General features: G+C 70.7%; 15 protein-coding genes and 1 pseudogene. 4 read left to right on the top strand and 12 right to left on the bottom strand.

Going from position 1 to position 20827, the window contains the following annotated elements:
- Positions 1-11: 11 nt before the first annotated feature.
- From GA0070607_RS31345 to GA0070607_RS31295, 11 genes are all read right to left on the bottom strand, one after another.
- The gene (locus GA0070607_RS31345; RefSeq protein ID WP_089021424.1) at positions 12-782 is read right to left on the bottom strand and encodes an ABC transporter ATP-binding protein; all 771 of its coding nucleotides are present in this window, start codon (positions 780-782) and stop codon (positions 12-14) included.
- Positions 782-1525, bottom strand: a complete 744-nt coding sequence (locus GA0070607_RS31340) for an ABC transporter ATP-binding protein (protein ID WP_089021423.1) — start codon at positions 1523-1525, stop codon at positions 782-784. The genes GA0070607_RS31345 and GA0070607_RS31340 overlap by 1 nt, the downstream gene beginning before the upstream one ends.
- On the bottom strand, positions 1522-2550 hold the full coding sequence (locus GA0070607_RS31335; protein ID WP_089021422.1) for a branched-chain amino acid ABC transporter permease: 1029 nt from the start codon (positions 2548-2550) through the stop codon (positions 1522-1524). Before GA0070607_RS31335 ends, GA0070607_RS31340 begins: the two co-directional genes overlap by 4 nt.
- Entirely contained in the window at positions 2547-3443 is an 897-nt protein-coding gene (locus GA0070607_RS31330) for a branched-chain amino acid ABC transporter permease (RefSeq protein WP_089021421.1), read from the bottom strand. Before GA0070607_RS31330 ends, GA0070607_RS31335 begins: the two co-directional genes overlap by 4 nt.
- Positions 3440-4633 carry an ABC transporter substrate-binding protein gene (locus GA0070607_RS31325; protein WP_089021420.1) on the bottom strand — a complete coding sequence of 398 codons (1194 nt, stop codon included), beginning with the start codon at positions 4631-4633 and terminating at the stop codon, positions 3440-3442. The genes GA0070607_RS31330 and GA0070607_RS31325 overlap by 4 nt, the downstream gene beginning before the upstream one ends.
- Positions 4634-4681: 48 nt before the next feature.
- The gene (locus GA0070607_RS31320; RefSeq protein ID WP_089021419.1) at positions 4682-5086 is read right to left on the bottom strand and encodes a roadblock/LC7 domain-containing protein; all 405 of its coding nucleotides are present in this window, start codon (positions 5084-5086) and stop codon (positions 4682-4684) included.
- Positions 5087-5102: 16 nt separating this feature from the next.
- Positions 5103-7493: a sensor histidine kinase gene (locus GA0070607_RS31315; RefSeq protein ID WP_089021418.1), complete on the bottom strand. Its 2391-nt coding sequence runs from the start codon at positions 7491-7493 to the stop codon at positions 5103-5105.
- Between the two features lie 253 nt (positions 7494-7746).
- Entirely contained in the window at positions 7747-8226 is a 480-nt protein-coding gene (locus GA0070607_RS31310) for a helix-turn-helix transcriptional regulator (RefSeq protein WP_089021417.1), read from the bottom strand.
- 264 nt (positions 8227-8490) lie between these two features.
- On the bottom strand, positions 8491-9783 hold the full coding sequence (locus GA0070607_RS31305; RefSeq protein ID WP_089021416.1) for a cytochrome P450: 1293 nt from the start codon (positions 9781-9783) through the stop codon (positions 8491-8493).
- 573 nt (positions 9784-10356) lie between these two features.
- Entirely contained in the window at positions 10357-11496 is a 1140-nt protein-coding gene (locus GA0070607_RS31300; protein WP_231930613.1) for a sulfite oxidase, read from the bottom strand.
- A 71-nt stretch (positions 11497-11567) separates the two neighbouring features.
- Positions 11568-12689 (bottom strand): DUF4185 domain-containing protein, encoded by a 1122-nt coding sequence (locus GA0070607_RS31295; protein ID WP_408630931.1) that lies wholly within the window; start codon positions 12687-12689, stop codon positions 11568-11570.
- Between the two features lie 230 nt (positions 12690-12919).
- Here GA0070607_RS31295 and GA0070607_RS31290 point away from each other — a divergent pair, with 230 nt between their 5' ends.
- From GA0070607_RS31290 to GA0070607_RS31275, 4 genes and pseudogenes are all read left to right on the top strand, one after another.
- Entirely contained in the window at positions 12920-14362 is a 1443-nt protein-coding gene (locus GA0070607_RS31290) for an FG-GAP-like repeat-containing protein (RefSeq protein ID WP_089021413.1), read from the top strand.
- A 20-nt stretch (positions 14363-14382) separates the two neighbouring features.
- Positions 14383-16446 carry an N-acetylmuramoyl-L-alanine amidase gene (locus GA0070607_RS31285; protein ID WP_089022231.1) on the top strand — a complete coding sequence of 688 codons (2064 nt, stop codon included), beginning with the start codon at positions 14383-14385 and terminating at the stop codon, positions 16444-16446.
- A gap of 20 nt (positions 16447-16466) precedes the next feature.
- Positions 16467-17984: a VCBS repeat domain-containing M23 family metallopeptidase gene (locus GA0070607_RS31280; protein WP_089021412.1), complete on the top strand. Its 1518-nt coding sequence runs from the start codon at positions 16467-16469 to the stop codon at positions 17982-17984.
- A gap of 137 nt (positions 17985-18121) precedes the next feature.
- A pseudogene (locus GA0070607_RS31275) lies at positions 18122-18361 on the top strand (alpha/beta hydrolase-fold protein); the annotation flags it as partial.
- A 73-nt stretch (positions 18362-18434) separates the two neighbouring features.
- Here GA0070607_RS31275 and GA0070607_RS31270 read toward each other — a convergent pair.
- A complete protein-coding gene (locus GA0070607_RS31270; protein ID WP_172899140.1) occupies positions 18435-20789 on the bottom strand; it encodes an AbfB domain-containing protein in 2355 nt (784 codons plus the stop codon).
- Positions 20790-20827 lie beyond the last annotated feature (38 nt).

The raw sequence follows: 20827 nt of genomic DNA, 5'->3' as shown, positions 1-20827 counted from the left end.
GGTCGGGTGACCTACGGGGTGTCGGCCCAGAGCCGAGGGGCTGGTCTGTTGGCCGGGGGCGGTGGGACGGCGGCGACGCTCAACATCGCCGCCAGCGGGGCGGGATCCGTACGGGCCTCGGCCGTCGGCCGGTCATAGACGACCTGGCCGTACTCCAGCACCGCCACCCGGTCCGCGATCTCGATCGCGTGCTGGAGCTGCTGCTCGACGAGCAGCACGGTCAATCCGTCGGCGGCCAGGCCACCGATGAGCTCACGGACCCGCGCCGCCAGGTCGGGGGCGAGGCCCTCACACGGTTCGTCGAGCAGCAGCACCCGCGGTTGACCGAGCAGCGCACGGGCTATCGCGAGCATCTGCTGCTCGCCGCCGGACAGCTCGCAGCCGCGGTGCCGCAGCCGCACAGCCAGCCTCGGCAGCAGCTCGAGGATCCGGGCCACCGTCCAGCCCTCGCCGCCGGCCGTCGCGGCGCGCCACGGTGCGGCCGCCAGGACGAGATGCTCGGCCACGGTCAACCGGGAGAAGACCCGCCGGCCCTGCGGGACGAGACCGACCCCGGACTGGGCGACGCGATGGGGGTGCCGGCCGGCCACGTGCACCCCGCCGATCTCGATTCGACCGCTGGAGGCTCGCACCAGGCCGGCGATCGTGTGCACGAGGGTGCTCTTGCCCGCGCCGTTGCGACCGACCACCGCCTGGATGCTGCCCGGAGGCACCCGCAGGCTCACCTCGTGCAGCACGATTCCGCCGGCGTAGCCGGCGCAGAGACGCTCCACACACAGCATCAGGACACCCCGTCGGCATAGGCCTGCCGCACCAGCGGCGAGGTACGGATCTCGTCGGGCGTCCCGGCGGCCAACGTCCGGCCGTCGCGCAGCACGGTGACCGTGTCGGACAGGGCGTACACCAGGTCCAGTCGATGTTCGACAAGCAACACGGCGACCGCCCTGGGCAGTGCCCGGAGCAGCTCGATCAGCCGGCCGACCTCGGTGGCGGACAGCCCGGCCGCCGGTTCGTCGAGCAGCAGCAGGCGGGGGCGACCGGCAAGGGCCATCGCGATCTCCAACTGGCGTCGTTGCCCGTGTGCGAGGTGGCCGGCCTGCACCGCCGCGACGTCGGCCAGGCCCATCTGGTCCAGCAGCGGGCCAGCCCGGTGCTGGGCGGCACGTCGGTGCCCGCCGGGCCACCACCCGCGGCGCCGGTCGACCCGGGGCAGCGCGGCGACCACGACGTTCTCCGTCGCGGTGAGCGTGGGAAACACCGCGGGCCGTTGGTGTATCCGGTTGATGCCTCGGCGGGCCCGCGCCGCCGGGCCCAGCCGGCTGACGTCGCGTCCGTTGAACCGCACAGTGCCTCGGTGTGGCCTCGTCGACCCGCCGATGACGTCGAGCAGCGTCGTCTTGCCGGCTCCGTTGGGGCCGATGAGGGCGTGCCGCTGACCGTCGTGGATGCACAGGTCGACGCCGGCGAGCGCGGCGAGCGAGCCGTAGCGCACGCTGACATCCTGGGCGCTGAGCAGGCCGGTCATCCGCGTAGCTCCGGTACCGGGGCGTGGTCACGGGTGGCCGGGGCGTCTTGCCGGCTCGGCGGGGCGGTCGGCGGGCGCACCCTGCCGCGCAATCTCGGGGCACGGTGGACGCCGGTCGGCAGCAGGTAGACCGTCGCGACGAACAGTGCGCCCAGCACCAGTGGCGCGTGGCCGGGCAGCACCCCGAACAGCCAGTCCCGGACGGCGATGACGAGCGCTGCGCCCACCAGGGCGCCACCAACCGAGGCGGTACCACCGATGACGACACCGAGCAGCAGCAGCGCGGAGGTGTCGAAGCCGAAATCGGCGGGCGAAATGTACTGCTGGGCGACGACCAGCAGTGAGCCGGCGGCACCGGCGATCGCCCCGGCGACGATGTGCGCGCCGGACAGGTGCAGCGGCACCCGGTGCCCGCTGGCCCGCAGCCGCGTCTCGTCGTCGCGGCCGGCACGCAGCAGCAACCCGAACCGGGTACGCAGCAGGAGCAGCACCGCGCCGACCAGGGTGGCCACGACGACCAGCGTGTACAGGTAGCGCGCCTGGTCGCTGGCGAGGACCGGCAGGCCCCAGAACGGGCGGACCGGGGACAGGCCGGCCAGCCCGTCCGTGCCGCCGGTCACCGACCGCCACCGGCCCAGGACGGTCACGACGAGTTCACCGATGGCCAGGGTGATCATCAGGACGATCACCCCTCGGGCGGGGACGACCAGCGGCACGGTCAACGCGGCCAGCAACGCCCCGGCGCCCGCCGCGACGGCGACCTGCACGACGCCGACGTCGGAGATCTGGCTGCCGAGCACGGCGCAGGCGTAGGCACCGGCCGCGTACGGTGCGGTCTGGCCGAGGGTGGGCATGCCGGCGACGCCGGTGAGCAGCGCCACGCTCACCCCGACCAGGGCCAGCGCCAGCGTCCGGGCGAGGATCGCCGCGGTGTAGTCGTCGACCACCCAGGGCGCCACGACCAGGCCGGCCAGCACGAGTGCCGCGATACCGCCGCGTACCCAACGGATCACCTCGTCCCTCATGTCGCCCTCCGGTTGGTGGCGAAGCCACGCGCCCGCACGGCGAGGACGGCCGCCATGGCGGCGAACAGCAGGAACGGTGCGGCGGACGGCAGCAGCGCCACTCCCAGGGTCTGGATCTCCCCGATTGCGAGCGCGGCGAGCAGGGTGCCCGCCATCGACCCGAGGCCACCGAGGACGACGACCACCAGGGACAGCAGCAGCACGGTGTCGGCGGTGTCCGCGCCGGGGCCGATGATGGGCGCACCCAGGACCCCGGCCGCGCCGGCCAGCGCGCCGGCGGCGGCGAGCACACCGGCCCGGATCCGCGCGGGACTGACGCCCATGCAGGCGACCATCTCCGCGTCGTCGACGGCCGCCCGGACCAGCATCCCGGCCCGGGTACGCCGCACCACGAGGTAGAGCGCGGCGGCGAGCACCGCGGCCACGACGATGAACACCAGCCGGTACGCGGCGTAGCGGTGGCCGGCGACGACGACCGACCCGTCCAGGGCGGCGGGGACCTGGACCTGCGGATCGTCGGGTCCGAAGCCGGCGACGAGCAGGCTGCCGCCGGCCAGCGCCACCCCGAAGGTCAGCAGCGCCTGGGTGAGGTGGTTGCCCGTGGCGACAGGTGTGAGCAGGCCGGCCAGCAGCACACCGGCCGCGGCGGCGGCCAGCACACCGACCGCCAGCGCCAACGCCAGGCTCGCCCAGCCGCCGTCGAGCAGGGCGGCGGCGGTGTACCCGCCGATCGCGTAGAGCGTGCCGTGCGCCAGGTTGAGGATGTTGGCGACGCCGAAACAGATGACCAGACCCGACGCCGCGACGAAGACGAGCAGCCCGTAGGCGACCCCGTCCAGCGCCGGGATCAGGTACGGGTCGATCCGATTCGTGCCGGCCGCCACCGCGATCACCGGCCGATGGTCGCGAGGTCACCCACGACGGTGTTGGACAGCGCCCGACCGTCCTGGCGGACCTGCCGCAGGTACCACTTCTGCACGGGGGAGTGCGTGGCGGTGGAGAACTGCCAGGTGCCGCGCGGACTGGCGATCTGGCCGAGCTGACCGATGGCCTTGTTGATGGCCTCCGGGGTCGGGTCGCTCCCAGCGGCCCCGATGGCCCGGTCCAGCACCGCCGCCGCGTCGTAGGAGGCGAGCGCGTACGTCGTGGGGGAGCCGTCGTGCTTCCCCTTCCACGCCGCGACGAAGGCACGGTTCTCGGCGTTGTCGAGGTCGGGCGAGTAGTTGAGCACCGAGTAGATGTCCCGGGCGGCCTCGCCCTGCGCGTTGAGCACTCCGCCCTCGGTGAGGAACCCGGCCGCGTACAGCGGGACGTCCTTGATCTCGGACTGCGCGTACTGCTTGACGAAGTCGACAGCGGCGCTGCCGGCGTAGAAGGTGTAGACGGCCGCCGCGCCAGAAGCCTTGATCCGGGCGAAGTACGGGGTGAAGTTGGTGGTCGCCGGGAACGGGGTGAACGTCGTCTTGCCATCGGGGTTGGCGAGCTTCCCACCGGCCTTGGCGAACGCGTCGGTGAAGCCGCGCAGCTCGTCCCACCCGCCCTGGTAGTCCGGGCCGATCGCGTACACCGAGCCCTGCACGTTGTCCCGGACGTGCTGGGCGATCGCCGCCCCGGGCTCGTCGGAGAGGTACGAGGTGTGCCAGACCCGGGAGACGTCCTTGAGCTCGGGCCGGCCGTTGGAGCCGACGAGCGGCACCTTGGTCTCGGCGAGCAGCGGGGTGACCCCGGCGACCGAGCCGCCACCGACGATGCCGGTGAGCGCTACCACGCGGTCCTGCTTGAGCAGTTTGGTCGCCGCGGGCACCGCGGTCTGGGCGCCGTTGCCCTCGTCGGCGACGACGAGGTCGACCTGGCGGCCGCCGAGCTTGCCGTCGTGGGTGTCCAGGTAGAGCTGGAAGCCGTCGCGGATCTCCGTGCCGACGGCCTGGTACGTCCCGGACAGTGACGCGAGCAGGCCGATCTTTATCGATCCGCTGGCACTCGTGCCGGGCCCGTCGTCGCCGCAGGCCGTGCCGACGCCCAGTACGAGCGCGAGGAGGCTTGCGGTGAGGGCACGGCTGCGCCGAGGGGTGGTGAGAGGCATGTCTTCTCCAGGGGAAGGGAGGTGTCTCCGGCGTGGGGGCGCCGGGTGTCAGCGGCTGCGGGCCAGGGCAGCTCGGGCCGCGGGGGTCAGCGCGTCTCCGATCCGGTTGGCCAGTTCGGTCATCTCGTAGGAGACCTTGCCCACGTCACACTCCGGTGCGGCGAGGACCAGCAGCGAGGCGCCATCGTTGAAGGCCATCGAGAACATGAACCCGCCTTCGAGCTGTGTGACGTTGGAGATCACCGCTCCGGCGTCGAAGAACGCCGCCGCGCCCCGCAGCAGGCTGACCAGCCCACTGCCCGTCGCGGCGAGCTGGTCGGCGCGGTCCGGCGGCAGGTCGCGCGTGGCGGCCACCATCAGACCGTCGCTGGAGATGGCGATCGCGTGGCTCACCTCGGTCGCGCGCGCGGCGAAGTTGTCCAGCAGCCAGCCGAGATCCTGTTGGTCGCTCACGTGCTCTCCTGTCGCGTCATTTGTTGCCGAGGTTGATCGGGGTGCGTCGTCGGGTCGCCACTCCGCGCGCGTACGCGGCCATCGCCGTCGCCACCTGGGCCGGGTCGCGGTATTCGGACCGTTGCTGCTGCTGCGGCACTGTGACGCCACCGGGCACGAGATGCCGTTGCGGTTGTCGTTTGGGCAGGCCGGACGTGGTCGTCGTGGCGACCTCGGGGGCGTGCGCCTGGGCGGCGGTACGCCAGGCGTCGTCGGCCGGACTCGACCACTCCCGGCCGTCGTGACCGTTGACGACATCGGTGTGGAACCAGTGGTTCACCTGTTCGAAGATGAGGAGCTCCTCGGTCGGCGCCTCACCCCGGTCCGTGCGTGTGGGAGCGGGTCGGAACACCGGCGCCGCCGGCAGGGTCCGCTCGGCCGGGGGGTGCCCCGCGGTGGGTTGCGGGCGCGGCTGGTACGGCGGTGGCGGGTTGGTCGTACGGGCCGCCCGGCGGGACAGCCGGCCGGGTGCGAGCAGGTACTCCTCCGGTGGCAGCGACCGGATCATCGCGGCGGGCAGCGTCGCCTCGGCGAGGGTGCCGCGTCGGGGGCCGCGTCGCAGTTGGACGCTCGCCCCCAACCGGGCCGCGAGCTGGCCCACGACGACCAGCCCCATCGCGCGTACGGCGGCGACGTCGATGGCCGGCGGGCGGGCCAGCAGTTCGTTGAGCTGCTGCAGCCGTTGCGGGGACAGGCCCACGCCCTCGTCGCTGATCTGGACGATGACCCGGTCTCCCAGGCTCCGGCCGGTCACCCACGCCTCGCTGCCCGGCGGCGAGTACGTCGTCGCGTTGTCCATGAGTTCGGCGAGCAGGTGCACGACCTCGTCGACGGACTTGGCCGCGACGGCGACGTCCCCGTCGACCATGCCGAGCCGGATCCGCGCGTAGTGCTCGATCTGGGACAACGCCGCCTGGAGCACCTGTTGCAGCGGCACGTCGTGCTGGCGTACCCGACCCACGCCGACGCCGCCGAGCACCAGCAGGCTGGCGTTGATCCGTCCCATCCGGGTGGCCAGGTTGTCCAGTGTGTAGAGCTGGTGGAGCCGGTCGGGGTCGGTCTCGTCCCGCTCGACCAGATCGACCTGGGCCAGGACGGCGTCGACCAGCCGCTGCTCGCGGCGGCTCAGGTGGATGAAGATGTCGGCGGTGTTGGCACGCATGACCGCCTGTTCGGCGGCGGTCCGCACGGCGGCCCGGTGCACTGCGCTGAACGCCTGGCCCAGCTCGCCGATCTCGTCGGCACTGGATGGTTCGAGGGCGGCGGTGGACTGCTGGCGGGCCAGCTCGTTGGGGTCGACGGCGGCGCTGCCCGGCTGCTGGAGCCGGGCCACCACGGCGGGGAGCTGCTCGAACGCGACGGCGTTGGCCGCGTCGCGCAGGCGACGCAACCGCCGGGTGATCTGCCGGGCGACGGCCCAGGTCACCAGCGCGGTCAGCAGCAGCGCCAGGAGGACGCCGACGGCCTCGGCGACCGCCCGGCGGCGCTGGTCGGCGTGCGCGGCCCGGACGTCGTCGAGCACCGCGTCGTCGACCCGGCCCCGCAGCTCGGAGAGGCGTGCGGCACGCTCCTGCGTCGTGGACACCCAGGAGTCGGTCGCCAGTCGCAGTCGCGTCCCCGGCTGGGCCCGGGACACCTCGTCCTGCATCCGTTGCAGTACGAGTGCTTCCTTGCCGGTGCCGACCTGGTCCCACCAGAGGCTCCAGTCGGGTGGGGCCAGGGCGAGGAACGACAGGCTCGATTCGGTGTAGCTGGTGCGGGCGGCGGTGATGTCCTGCTGCATGGCGGGGGTCAGCTCGCCGGCCGCGACGGCGCGGAGCACGGCGACCTGCTGCTGACCGATCGCCTCCGCCGTCTTCGACAGTGCCGCCGAGGCTCGGATCCCGTCGGCGAGTTGAGCGTTGACCACCCCGTGCGAGACGTTCTCGCGGAAATTGATCAGGTCGGCGATCGCGATGCGGTAGCTGAAGGTCATCGCCGACACCGAGGCGTGCGCCGCCGTGCGCACCTGGGTACGCAGCGGGGCGAGGCCGTCCAGGGCCGTGTCGATGCGTCGCAGGAGGGGCCGGTTGGCGTCCGTGTCGGCGGGCACCCGGTCGCGCTGCCGGCGGTAGCGGCCGACGGCGTCGTCGGTGGCGGCCATCTCCGCGGCGAAGGCGTCCTGCTGCTCCGGTGCGGCGTAGGTGAGCAGGTCGGCGGCGGCGATGCGCTCGCGTTGCAGCCGGTAGGCCAGGTCACCGGCTTCGGCGCCGAGACGCGCCAGCACCTCCAGGTCGCTGGCGCGGCTCGTCTGGCGCGCGCTCTCGGTCAGCGCCAGGCCGGCGAACCCGATCACGGCGACCAGCGGTGCCGCGACGATGAGGCGCATCCGCCCGGCGATCTTCCAACCGCGCCGCCGGGTCGGGTAGGGTCGGGCCGCGTGGGACCTCGTGCTCGACGCCAAGATTGACTCCCACGACTCGTCGATGACGGTCTATACGCACGTTGCGGAATGCAAGTCTCATTCGGCCGGAACGCGCGCCCGGTGACCAGACCTGGCCGTGGTACAAACTGCCCGTACCAGCATCTGTACCCAGAGTCAGCAGCCGGTGACGCAGCGAGGGTGGGCGGGGTCCGTGAAGTCAGCGCTGGTCGTCGTGGGGGCTGACCGCCCGACGCCGCGCACCGTCGTCCGGATCGGGCTGGCCGCTGAGCACCTGGCCGATCAGCTCACGCAGCTCGTCGATGGCGTCCACCATCGCGCCCGGGTCGCGCGCGTCGCGTCGACCGCGCTGGTGGGGCACCGGTGGTTCCAGCCGCACCGGGTCCGGGGAGCGGGGGCCGCGGCGGCCGTCGGCCGCCAACTGCTCGGCCGCGACCTGCGGCCACAGCGCCACCAGCCGGCCGCCGGTGTCGAGGACGTCGTCGCAGCGGACCGCGAACTCGTGACTGCCGAACCGGCGACCCGACTCGACCGCCGCGACCGTCTCCCGGCTGAACCGCACCAGGTCCGCCAGGGCCCGCTGCGTCAGGCCTCGTCGGACCCGGCAGCTGCGGAGCTCCCATCGGAACCGCTCACTGGCGGCGGAGTGAGCAGCGCTCGACGGGGACGTGTGTTCCATGCGCTCACCTTCATGGCACCAGCGAATCGACAGTGGGCGTCCGATCGAGATTAACCGATGGGCCGAACATTCATAGGGGGCAATTCTTAACCCATGATGCTATGGGTGTGAAGACGTTGGCCGACATGGATCGTCGAGGAAAGCGCGACCAAGGGCGGCAGGAGACCCACCCCGGGCACCCGCGGTGCGCGGTGGGCCCGGCCGCCCCGTACCCGATCGGTCCGCAGGTCAGCCCCGTTGGCGCGCGGACGGATCGCGGAACAGTCAGGCGGCGCGCACCTCGGCGCTCGCCGTCGCCCGCACCTTCGGGTCGTCGACCGGTGCCATGATATCGATTGTTGCGGCCAGAGCGTGGTGTGCGCGAAATGCAACGTTGGGCTTGTATGAACGATGTTGCTCGGATGTTAGCCGGAGGCCAGGAATGGCGGCCGCGAGTCGGGTGAGGGCGATCCCGGCCTCGAGTCGCGCCAATGCCGCTCCGATGCAGAAATGTGGCCCGTGGCCGAAGGACAGGTGATCTCTTCCGTCCGAGCGGTGCGGATCGAACCGGTCCGGGTGCGCGAAGACCGCGGAGTCCCGGTTGGCGGCTCCGATCAACAGCAGGCAGCGTGCCCCCGCCGGTATGGTGACGTCCCCCAGGGTGACCTCTCGGCGCGTCACCCTGAGCCAGCCGTCGATGGCGGGTGCGAACCGGAGCGTCTCGGCAACGAACGCGGGGACGGACAGCGGGTCGGCGGCGATCGCCCGCCACCGCTGCGGGCTGGACAGCGCCTGGTCGAGGGCGTGGGCGAGCAGCCCGGCGGTGGTCTCGTGGCCGGCGACCAGGAGGTTGAAGGCGAGACTCGCCACCTCGGTCACCGTGAGCACGTCGTCATCGTCGTCGCGGTAGGTCAGGGCCCGGCTGATGAAGTCGTCGCCGAGGTGCCCGCTGTCGGCCCGCTGGCGGACCAGTTCCTGGCAGTAGTGCCAGAACTCCAGCAGACCCTGCGCCAGGCGCACCTGTTCCTCCGGGTCGGGCTGTCCCCAGATGAGGGCGATCTGACCGTCCGCCCAACTCCGGATCCGCCCGATGTCGGCGTCGGGCACTCCGAGGATGTCCAGGACGACCAGCAGGGGAAGCTCGGTGGCGAATTCCGGGACGAGATCGACCTGCCGGCCCTGGCGGGCGACCAGCCGGGACACCAGTTGGTCGACCCGGCGACGGACGATCGGGCCGTACTCGGACTCGACCCGGTCCGGAGTGTTCGCGAAGGTGGCGCGTAGGGCCCGGCGGGTGCGGGGGTGTACGGGCGGATCCGCGGCGGCGGTGGTGGGAGGCGCGTCGATCTGCATGATGACACTCATCGCCTCCGGGCAGACCTCGTAGACCGGAGCGAGGGTGAGGGCGTTGCCGAAGGTTCCGGCGTCGCCGAGAGCGCGCCGCACGTGCTCGTGCCTGCTGATCAACCACAGACCCAGATCCTCGGCGTGGTGCACCCCGGCGGGATCGTCGAGAATGCGTCGCCACACGCTGGCCGGATCGCTGAGATAGGCCCCGGTGAACGGATTCAACCGCATGTAACGCCTCCTGTTGCGCGCGGCGTGAAATCGGCAGCGCCCCCATTCAGCGAACCGCGTCAGTCGGGCCGATAATGGAGCGCATCTGCCTCTTACTCTTCACGGTGCGCTGACGAGCTGCACAAGTCAAGATTGGCAGTCGTCTATTTATCATACGTCGTAATTGCGTGGTGCAACGGACGGGTCAATGCCCGCCGGATGCAAGTTGCGAGCCGGTCCTTGCCTGAGTCAGCGCAGTTGAGCGGCCCGGATCGGGGTGCCCGGGAGGCGGCGCCGAGCGCCATGCCGGTCCTGGTTGGCCGCGACATTGCGGCCGACCGGACGGAGACGGACCCGATCGGACCGACCACGACGGACGGTGGGGATAACAGGTCGCCGCATTTCCCTCATGACCGGGGAAACGGCCACCACGACCCGCAGGTGACGCGCGTCAGGTTGCCCGCCGTGCGGTGGGAGCGAGGGCCCGTGACGCGCGTTTCCGGTGGGCTGGCGAAAGCTCCGAAAGCGGGCCGGCCCCGCGTTTCCGGAGCCGCGGAACGGTGTACGGGTACCGCCCGGCTCCGCGCCTCCGGGTCAGTCGACCGTCACCGGGTGCCGGACGATGCCGTCGAACACGTACCCCAGGTCATTCGGACGGGCGTGCTCCGGCTGGCCGGCCCCGGTGACGTCGGTGGCCCGCGCACGCAGGGTCCACCGGCCCGGCCCCGGCGGGCGCCAGACGGCCGTCCACCGCTGCCAGGCCCCGCCCTCGTCGTGGCGTTCAAGGGTTGCCGGCCGCCAGTCGTCGCGATCACCCGTGCTGACCTCGACCGACCGGATCGGGCCGTTGCCGGACCAGGATCGTCCCCGCAGCAGCACGTCCACGCCGGCCGGCAGGCGTGCGTTCCAGGGCAGTTCGAAGGCGCTCTTGACCGTCTGGGTCGTCAGAAGGCCGCCGCCAGCGGGATGACCGGGACCGAACATGCGGTAGAACAGGGTGTTCCACGGCGAGAAGAGGGCCGTCGCGGAGACCTCCACGAAGCCGACCCACTTGATCGAGGCGACGCCGACCCAGCCCGGCACCACCAACCGCACCGGGAAGCCGTGGTCGGCCGGCAGCGTCCTGCCGTTCATCTCGTACGCCAGCAGTACGTCATCGAGGGCCTTGCCGATGGGAAGTGGTCGACGCACCCGACCGAGGTTCACCCCGCCGGTCACGTAGTCCGGATCCAGTCCCTCGGGCTGCACGTCGACCGCGGCGTCGGTCAGGCCGGCGTGGTGGAGCACGGTCGACAGTCGTACGCCCCGCCAGCGCGCCACCCCGACCGCGCCGAGACCCCACGCGACTCCCGGCGTCTCGTGGGCCTGCTGCGAGGCGAAGTGGAGGCGGCCGTTGCCCGCGCACTCCAGCAGGGCCGTGGTCTCCTCGGCCGGCATGGCCCGCAGGTCGTCGTAGTCGAACTCGACCGCGTCGTCCCGCGTCGGGCTGTTCCGCAGGCCAGTGCCGAACAGACGCAACCGCCACGTGTCGACATCCACCTGTGGGCTGCTGGTGTGGTTGCGGACGAAGAACCGGTCGGTCGGGACCACGTGGCCCTGCCCCGCCATGGCCTCCCACCGCATCTCGGCGTTGCCGTCACGGTAGGTGAGCAGACCCGGGTGGAGCGGCTTGACGATCGCCGCGCCAGCGCTCGGCGGGTCGGACGCCTCTCCCGACGGGAAGGAGGCTGGCACGCGGGGCCCCCAATGGCTCGACGGCAGGTGATCCCATTCAAGCAGTAGGAGTGGCCGCCGGATCGCCGGGGTCAGACCGTGCCGACGAACTGACTGACGTGGTAGGCGGTGCTGCGGCCGTCCGGCGTACGGGTCCATTTCGAGACCATCAGGTGCAGGCCGTTGGCGTCGCGGCTCGACCAGGGATGGATGAACCCACCGTAGAGGGCGGGCTCCTGCCAACTCGTGACCTGGATCTTCTCGGCCGTCCACACCTGGTCCGGCCCGGGGGCGGTCCGGGTGATCAGGCATCCCGTCTGGCAGTTCAGGTACGACATCACCCAGGTGCCGTCAGCCAGGCGGCGTACGGAGGGCTCGCCGAAGCGGCCGGTGAGGATGGGTGTGCAGGGCCGCCCCCAGCCCCAGTCCGTGCCGTTCCAGCCCCACCCCTCATACGATTCGGGGTAGAAGAGGCGGTCCCACCGGACGCGACGCAGCATCATCGGGCCGCTCTGGCGGCCCGCTCGCACGGAGAAGACGTAGACGTGGTCGCCGGCGCGCTGCATGGTCCACATCTGGAACGGATCCTTGTTGTCCGGGCTGTTCCACCACTTCAGGGGCGTACGGACGAAGTCGTTGCCGTTGTCGGAGTAGGCCAGCCCCGCGTAGCGCGACTTCCAGTGCGGTCCCGCCGGGCCGGCCGAGTTCCAGTTCTCGATGCTCATGTACGAGATGAGCTGCCGGCCGGTCTCGGGGAAGCTGATGCCGTCGTTGGGGATGACTGTCACCTCCGGGAGGCCGTCGATGCCGACGCCGTGGTGGCCGTTGTGCATCAGCTCCGGAGCCCGACCGTTGCCCGCGACCCGTGCCGCGCTGTCGAAGACCACTCCGCCGGACGCGCCCGGGTGGACGGCGGAGCGCAACATGACCGGTGATCGCCAGTCGTTCGGCAGGGGTGGGCCCTCCGGCCACGGCGTGTCGAAGGTGTCGCCGAAGAGGTAGCCGATCGACCCGTTCTCCAGCACGTACGGGATGCCCAGGTCGGTGCCGGCGACCCGCCACCGGCTGTTGGTGTCGAGGTCCGCGCCGGTCAACCGCTTCTTCCACACGGCGGCCTGAGCCGGCCCGGCCGCCGTGAGGGCGGCTCCGGCGCCGCCGAGGGCGCCGGCGGCGCCGACCGCTGCGACACGGCCGATGAACGAGCGGCGACGCATACCCATGGCGGGTCCTCTGCTGGTGGGCGGCCGGACATCGATTACCGGCGAGTAAACCTGCGACGGACGTCGATGTCAATAAGCGCCTATCACTGACAACATAGTGAAGGAAATCTTCACGAGGCATTGACAGAAATCATCGTCCCGATGGCACACTCAGCAATCGATATCAGCGCCAGAGACAGGTACGCGAAGCCAGCAAGCTGACCCCCGACCTCGCGAGGAGCACCGTGAGACGTACTCTCCTGGCCCTGTTGGTCGCCCTCGGCGCGGCCGTGGCGACCGTCGCGGCGGCGCCGGCACACGCCGACCCGATCGGTACCCTGGCCTGCCCGTCCATCCCCGCCTACCGTGACCCCGCCGTGACCCTGGTGGTCTACCGGGTCGCGCGGGCCCACAACGCCAACGACAAGGTGACGCTGTCCGCCTTCGAGGCGGGCTGGGTCGAGTCACACATGAACAACCTGCCGTGTGGCGACAAGTCGTCGCTCGGGGTGTTCCAGCAACGCTGGGACTACGGCTGGGGCACTCCGGAGCAGATCATGGACCCGGTCTACGCCAGCACCCAGTACGTGACCAGGGCGATCGTCTGCGACCGCAACAACCCCGGGTACAGCGCGGGCCAGGTCGCCCAGTGTGTGCAACGGTCGGGCTTCCCCGACCGGTACGACCAGGTGGCGGCCGTCGCCCGAGCCCAACTCGACGAGGCGGCCCGTACCCACGCCATCGCCGGCGGTTCCGCCACCGACGTCACAGGCGACGGTCGCGACGACATCGTCACCTTCACCCAGAACACTCTCGCCGATGTCTACGTGGGCACGTCCACCGGTGGTTCCTTCACCGGCACCTCCGTGAAGTGGAACGACTTCTTCTCCATCGGCGGGGAGACCGCCTCGACCGGCGACGTCAACGGCGACGGCCGGGACGACCTCGTCACCTTCGCCCACAGCAACACCGGCGACGTCTACGTGGCGCTGTCCAACGGCACCTCGTTCGGCGGCGGGCTGAAGTGGCACGACTGGTTCGCGCCGGGCGCGGAGATCGGCGCGGTCGGTGACGTCAACGGCGACGGGCGCGCGGACATCGTGGCGTTCACCCACAATCCCGCCGGCGACGTGTACGTCGCCCTCTCCACCGGCAGCTCGTTCGGGCCCGGCCTGAAATGGCACGAGTACTTCAGCCCGTTCGGCGAGTTCCCGGCCCTCGGTGACGTCAACGGCGACGGCCGGGACGACATCATCACGTTCACCCAGGGCCCCGCCGCGGCCAGCGACGTCATCGTCTCCCTCTCGACGGGCAGTTCCTTCGGTGCCCCGCAGAAGTGGCACGACCTGTTCGCCGTCGGGACGGAACAGCCGCGCGTCGGTGACATCAACGGTGACGGTCGCGACGACATCGTGACGTTCACCTGCAACGCCGACGCCGACGTCTACGCGGCCGTCTCCACCGGCAATTCGTTCGCCGGCACCACCGTCAAGTGGAACGACTTCTTCTGCCTGGCCGGCGAGTTCCCCTACCTCGGCGACGCCAACGGTGACGGCAGGGACGACATCATCGTCTTCACCAGGGGATCCACCAACGACGTCTTTGTCGGGCTCTCCACGGGCACCGGCTTCCTCGGCGGCACCAAGTGGCACGACTACTTCGGCCTCAACGGCGAGACGACGCTGTGACCGGCGAACTGGAGGCTCCCATGCGACTGACCAGGCTCTCGTGGCGCGCCTGCGCCCTCCTCATGGCGGTGGCGCTCGCCAGCCAGATGACGGCCGCGCCGGCGGCCGCCTCCCAACCCGCAGCCCCCGGTCCACTCGCCTCGGCCTTCGATCGGGCCGCCGGCGAATACGACGTGCCACGGGACCTGCTGGTCGCCGTCGCCTACGGTGAGTCGCGGCTGGAGGAGCACGGCGGCCTGCCCAGCCAGGCCAACGGATACGGCGTCATGCACCTCGTCAGCAATCCCACCCAGCACAGTCTCGAACGGGCGGCCACGCTCACCGGTGAGCCGGTCGATCGGTTGCGCTCGATCACCTCCGCCAACGTCCGGGGCGGTGCCGCGGTCCTGCGCGACCTGGCCGACAGTGAAGGACTGACGGCGGGCGCGCGGGACCGGCTGTCCGCCTGGTATCCGGTCGTGGCGCGGTACAGCGCCGCCGTCAACGACGCGACGGCCCGGCTCTACGCCGACCACGTCTACGACCTCCTGCGAACCGGCATCGTGGCCGGCCCGGTACGGGTCGCGCCGTACCCGGTCCGACCCGAGCTCGGTCGCTACGCCCGGGTCGCCCCCGCCGGCGCGCCCGGTCCGAACGTCGCCGCCGCGGCGGTACCGGAGTACGGACCGGCCCGTTGGGTCCCCGCGTACGGCGGCAACTACCAGGTGGGCCGATCGTCGCGGATCACCACAGTTGTGGTGCACGTGACCCAGGGGTCGTACGCGGGCACGGTCAGCTGGTTCCAGAACCCGTCGGCGGGAGTGAGCGCGCACTATGTCGTGAAGTCCAGCAACGGTGAGATCACCCAGATGGTCCGCGAGGGCGACACGGCCTACCACGCGCGCTCGGCCAACCCGTACTCCGTCGGTATCGAGCACGAGGGGTTCGTGGACAACCCGGCCTGGTTCACCGACGCCATGTACCGGTCGTCGGCCGCGCTGACCCGCTACCTCTGCGACCGGTACGGCCTGCCGAAGAACCGCAACGCGATCAAGGGACACAACGAGCTGCCCGGCAACGACCACACCGACCCCGGGCCGAACTGGAACTGGAACTACTACATCTCCCTGGTCAACGCCGGTGGGTCGGGGGGCCGGTACCTGGCGGGATCACCGACCGACTTCACCGGTGACGGCCGAGACGACGTCGTCACCTTCACGCAGGGCAGTCTCAACGACGTCTACGTGGCCACCTCGACCGGAAGTGCCTTCGCGGGCACGTCGGTCAAGTGGAACGACTTCTTCGGTCTCTCCGGCGAAACCCTGCTCACCGGAGACGTGAACGGCGACGGCAAGGACGACGTCATCGCCTTCACCCACGGCACCCTCGCCGACGTGTATGTGGCCCTCTCCACAGGCACGAGCTTCGGCGGTGGCCTGAAGTGGCACGACTGGTTCGCGCCGGGGGCCGAGGTCGCCGCCGTCGGCGACGTCAACGGTGACGGCCGCGACGACATCATCGCCTTCACCTACGACACCAACGCCGACGTGTACGTGGCGCTGTCCACCGGAACCGGCTTCGGTCCCGGCGTGAAGTGGCACGAGTACTTCTCGATCCCCGGGGAGTTCCCGGCGATCGGTGACGTCGACGGTGACGGCAGGGACGACATCATCACCTTCACCCAGGGCCCCGCCGCGGCCAGCGACGTCATCATCGCCCTGTCGACCGGCGGCTCGTTCGGTGCCCCGCAGAAGTGGCACGACCTGTTCGCCGTCGGGACGGAACAGCCGCGCGTCGGGGACATCAACGGCGACGGTCGCGACGACATCGTGACGTTCACCTGCAACGCCGACGCCGACGTCTACGCGGCCGTCTCCACCGGCACCTCGTTCGCCGGCACCACCGTCAAGTGGAACGACTTCTTCTGCCTGGCCGGCGAGTTCCCCTACCTCGGCGACTTCGACGGCGACGGCAGGGACGACATCATCGTCTTCACCAGGGGATCCACCAACGACGTCCACGTCGCGCTCTCCACCGGCACCAGCTTCCTCGGCGCCACCAAGTGGCACGACTACTTCGGCCTCAACGGCGAAACGACCCTCTGAGCCCCGACAGGAGTCACGCCATGTTCCGGCATTCACGTACCCCCGCGCGTCGCGCCCTGGTCGCGCTTCTCACCCTGGCCGCGGCGGTCCTGGCCGCCGTGGTGGCGCCGCCCTCACCCGCGTTCGCCGCACCGATCTTCAAGGCGCCGTTCCCCTGCGGGCAGCGGTGGACGTACGACCACCACAGCGCCGAGGTCCGACAGGCGCTGGACTTCGTCCGCGCCGACGGCGGCACCACCGGCGGCACCCCGCAGGTCGCCTCCGCCGCGGGTGTGGCGCGGCACTACTCGCAGCCCAGCGGAGCGGGCAACTACCTCGTCATCGACCACGGTGGTGGGTGGACCACCTACCACTTCCACCTCAGCGCCTATTCCGTGCCCGACGGCGCGTACGTGCAGCAGGGCCAGCAGATCGGCATCACGGGCAGCACGGGAAACTCCTCCGGGCCGCACGTCCACTACGAGCAGCTCTACAACGGTGTCGGGCAGACGATCGTCATAAACGGCGTCTCGCTCGCCCCCTACCCGTCGCAGTACAACCAGAAATACCTGGTCAGTGACAACTGCGGCGGGTCGTCCGGCGGCCGGTACCTGGCCGGCTCGCCGACGGACTTCACCGGGGACGGCCGCGACGACATCGTCGCGTTCACCCGGGGGTCGCTGAACGACGTGTACGTGTCCGCGTCCACCGGGACCTCGTTCGCCGGGACGTCGGTGAAGTGGAACGACTTCTTCGGGCTGAACGACGAGACGCTGCTGTCCGGGGACTTCAACGGCGACGGGCGCGACGACATCGTGGCGTTCACCCACGGCTCGCTCGCCGACGTGTACGTGGCACTGTCGACCGGGTCATCGTTCGCGGGCGCCACGAAGTGGCACGACTGGTTCGCGCCGAACGCCGAGGTCGCCGCGGTGGGGGACGTCAACGGCGACGGCCGCGACGACATCGTCGCCTTCACCCACGACGGCGCCGGCGACGTGTACGTCGCGCTCTCCGCCGGGTCGTCGTTCACCGGTACGGCGCTGAAGTGGCACGAGTACTTCTCGATCGCCGGCGAGTATCCGGCGCTCGGCGACGTCGACGGCGACGGCAGGGACGACATCATCACCTTCACCCAGGGGCCGGCCACCGCGTCGGACGTGATCGTCGCCCTGTCCACGGGATCCTCGTTCGGGTCGTCGCAGACGTGGCACGACCTGTTCGCCGTCGGTGCCGAACAGCCGCGCGTCGGTGACATCAACGGCGACGGTCGCGACGACATCGTCACGTTCACCTGCAACGCCGACGCCGACGTCTACGCGGCCGTCTCCACCGGCACCTCGTTCGCCGGCACCACCGTCAAGTGGAACGACTTCTTCTGCCTGGCCGGCGAGTTCCCCTACCTCGGTGACTTCGACGGCGACGGCAGGGACGACATCGTCGCCTTCACCCGGGGCAGCCTGAACGACGTCTACGTCGGCCTCTCGACCGGCACCGCCTTCCGCGGCGGCGTCAAGTGGCACGACTTCTTCGGCCTGCCCAACGAAACGACCTTCTAATCCCCGGCTCGCGGCTTCCCCCTGTCACCGGACCATGGAGGTTCCGATGTCCAACGTTCCCGCATCCTCGCCGATCAGCCGTCGGCGGTTGATCGGCGGCTCCGCCGCGGTGGCCGCCGCCGGCATGCTCGGCGGCGCCCTCACCGCACCGGCCGCGGATCTTCCTGGCCGCCGGCACCTCACCCGATCCGGTCAACTGGTTCGACACGGTCAACGAGACCCAGGTGCTGGCCGGTCAGCGCGAGTTCCGCGCCGCACTCGCCCGGGCCGGCATCGCGCACGAGTGGCGCGAGGTGCCGGGCGGGCACTACTTCCGCCGCGAGCTGTTCGTCCAGGACCTCAACGGCATGCTCGGACGCCTGCGCCGCGCCGGCTGACCGCGGGGGGCCGGCCAGGTCAGCCCCCCGGGTCAGCGGAGGCCGCGACAGGGTCGTCGCGGCCTCCGACCGGTCAGGGCGCCCAGGGCGCGGCAATCGTCCAGGTGCTGTCGGCGGCCCACAGCGTTGGAGTGTTGTACGCGTCGCCGCCGGCGCCGTTGCTGAGCCAGACCTCCGAGTTGTAGTGCCGCAGGTACCTGCCCCGGAAGTTGTACGACTCCAGCGACACGCCCGTGCCGGTCAGTCCCACCCGCGCGCACCAGGTGGCGTCGGCGCGGGTGAGCGCGGAGCCGTCGTTCGGCGAGTTGCGTACCCGCGAGTTCTGGTGCCGCAGGTACTGCCCGGGAAAGTTGACCGACTCGAACGAGTAGCAGGTGGCGTCGGCCAGACCGGGTCGGATGGTGTACGTCGCGTCGTTCTTGAGCAGGGTCGGGCTGCCCGCGTCGACGACCTCGGTGTAGGCCAGACCGTCCTGGTGCCGCAGGTACCGGTTGGTGTGGCCGGGCGTGGTCACCTGCAACGACCGCCGCGTGTTGACCGGGAGAGTGACGGGCGCCGAGCTGCCGATGGTCTTCGAGGCGTTGATCAGTGCCGTGTTCGCGGCACGGACCCGTGCCTGACCCATTTTGATCACCTGACGGTCGTAGGTGAGGAAGCCGTTCAGCTCGCCCTCCAGATCGGTGATCTCGGTGTAGACCGAGGCGCTGAGCCCCTTGCCGAGCATCAGGTTCTGGCTGCCCTGCACCAGACCCACGTAACGGTTGGTGAGCGCGGTCGAATCGGGTTGCCACTCGTAGGCGAAGAAGCTGCCGTTCGGGCTGTACTCGTGGCCCGGGGTGTGCAGGCCCAGGCCGCCGAACTCGCCGAGCACGGCGATCCGGCTGCTCGACGGTGCGGGGGAGTCCGGCCCGAGGTAGGCGTGCCAGTCGTCGATGTCGCCGTTGCCGGGGTTGCCGAGGGACTGGCAGCAGTTGTGCCCGCTGTGCGGGTTGACCAGACGGGTGGGGTCCTGGTTCTTGATGTTCTGCGCGACCCGGCGGGTGTCCGCCAGGGCCCGCTCACCCCAGCCCTCGTTGTAGGGGGTGTACACGACGACGGCGGGGGAGCTGCGGTGCTCGTCGACGATCTCGCGGGCCTCGGTCTCGAACTGCGCCTGCTGGGCGTCGGTCGCGTTGATGTCCTGCGCGGTCATCGACGGGATGTCCTGCCAGACAAGCAGGCCGAGCCGGTCGGCGTGGTAGAACCAGCGCTGCGGTTCGACCTTGATGTGCTTGCGCACCATGTTGAAGCCGAGATCCTTGTGCTTCTGCAGGTCGAAGGCGAGAGCCGCGTCGGTCGGTGCTGTGTACAGCCCGTCCGGCCAGTAGCCCTGGTCGAGGGTGCCGACCTGGAACACGAACTGGCCGTTGAGCTTGGGGCGTAGCACCCCGTTCACCAGGCCGGTGGTGATCTCGCGCATCCCGAAGTAGTGCGTGGTCCGGTCGACGGTGGCCCCGGCGGCGTTGCGGAGGGTGACCCGGAGGTTGTAGAGGAAGGGGTCGTCGGGTGACCAGCGGCGTGCGTTGGGCACCGGGACGCTGAAGTCGGTGAAGCCGCCGGTGGCCGAGCCGACCACTGTGCTCCCGTTCAGCGCCTCGGCGAGCACGCTGTGGCCGCTCACGTCGCCGCGCGTGAAGACCCGGACCCGCAGGGTGTTGTTGCTCAGGTTCGGGTAGACGTCCACGCTGCTGATCGAGGCCGCGGGCACCGGCTCCAGCCACACCGTCTGCCAGATGCCGGAGCTGGGGGTGTAGAAGATCCCGCCGGGTTGCTTGGTCTGCTTGCCGATAGGCGGCAGGCTGCCGTTCTGCCGGGTGTCGGTGGGGTCCCACACCTTGACGACGATCTCGTTGGTTCCGGCGGTGAGCTGCGGGGTCACGTCGAAGGTGAAGGCGTCGTAGCCACCGGTGTGCGCACCGACCCGGATGCCGTTGACCCACACGGTGCTCTGCCAGTCGACCGCACCGAAGTGCAGCAGTGTCCGTCGCCCCGACCAGTTCGGTGGGACGGTGACGGTACGTCGGTAGAACAGGTAGTTGCGGTTGTCGTTGGCCGCACGCTGGATGCCGGAGAGCGCGCTCTCCACCGGGAACGGCACGTTTACCCTTTCGGGCAGGGTGGTGTTGAACTGCGGGGCGTCGTCGGTGGCGGACTGGCGAAGCTGCCACTCCCCGTTGAGGTTGAGCCAGTCCGGCCTGGTCATCTGCGGTCGCGGGTACTCGGGCAGTGGAGTGCCGACCAGCGCCTGGTTGGTCCACGGGGTGGTCAGTGGCGGCGTCTTCGGCGGCGCGGCCCGTGCCCGCTCGGCGGGCGTGGCGAGGACGCCGGCGACCAGGGCGATGATGAGCAGCAGGGGCAGGGCGGGGCGGATGGGGACCTGACGTGTCATGCCGTCTCCGGGGGGCGAGTCGCCGCGGGCGGTGCAGC

This window comes from Micromonospora coriariae (assembly GCF_900091455.1).
Taxonomy (GTDB): domain Bacteria; phylum Actinomycetota; class Actinomycetes; order Mycobacteriales; family Micromonosporaceae; genus Micromonospora; species Micromonospora coriariae.
The sequence above is the reverse complement of the archived record's forward strand: the minus strand, read 5'-3'. Positions and strand labels throughout refer to the sequence as shown.

Bases quoted from the DNA above. Each gene is read 5' to 3' on its own strand.
- GA0070607_RS31340 (WP_089021423.1), bottom strand. From the start codon at position 1,525: ATGACCGGCCTGCTCAGCGCCCAGGATGTCAGCGTGCGCTACGGCTCG.
- GA0070607_RS31335 (WP_089021422.1), bottom strand. From the start codon at position 2,550: ATGAGGGACGAGGTGATCCGTTGGGTACGCGGCGGTATCGCGGCACTC.
- GA0070607_RS31315 (WP_089021418.1), bottom strand. From the start codon at position 7,493: ATGCGCCTCATCGTCGCGGCACCGCTGGTCGCCGTGATCGGGTTCGCC.
- GA0070607_RS31295 (WP_408630931.1), bottom strand. From the start codon at position 12,689: ATGCGTCGCCGCTCGTTCATCGGCCGTGTCGCAGCGGTCGGCGCCGCC.
- GA0070607_RS31345 (WP_089021424.1), bottom strand. From the start codon at position 782: ATGCTGTGTGTGGAGCGTCTCTGCGCCGGCTACGCCGGCGGAATCGTG.
- GA0070607_RS31305 (WP_089021416.1), bottom strand. From the start codon at position 9,783: ATGCGGTTGAATCCGTTCACCGGGGCCTATCTCAGCGATCCGGCCAGC.
- GA0070607_RS31270 (WP_172899140.1), bottom strand. From the start codon at position 20,789: ATGACACGTCAGGTCCCCATCCGCCCCGCCCTGCCCCTGCTGCTCATC.
- GA0070607_RS31285 (WP_089022231.1), top strand. From the start codon at position 14,383: ATGCGACTGACCAGGCTCTCGTGGCGCGCCTGCGCCCTCCTCATGGCG.
- GA0070607_RS31325 (WP_089021420.1), bottom strand. From the start codon at position 4,633: ATGCCTCTCACCACCCCTCGGCGCAGCCGTGCCCTCACCGCAAGCCTC.
- GA0070607_RS31280 (WP_089021412.1), top strand. From the start codon at position 16,467: ATGTTCCGGCATTCACGTACCCCCGCGCGTCGCGCCCTGGTCGCGCTT.
- GA0070607_RS31310 (WP_089021417.1), bottom strand. From the start codon at position 8,226: ATGGAACACACGTCCCCGTCGAGCGCTGCTCACTCCGCCGCCAGTGAG.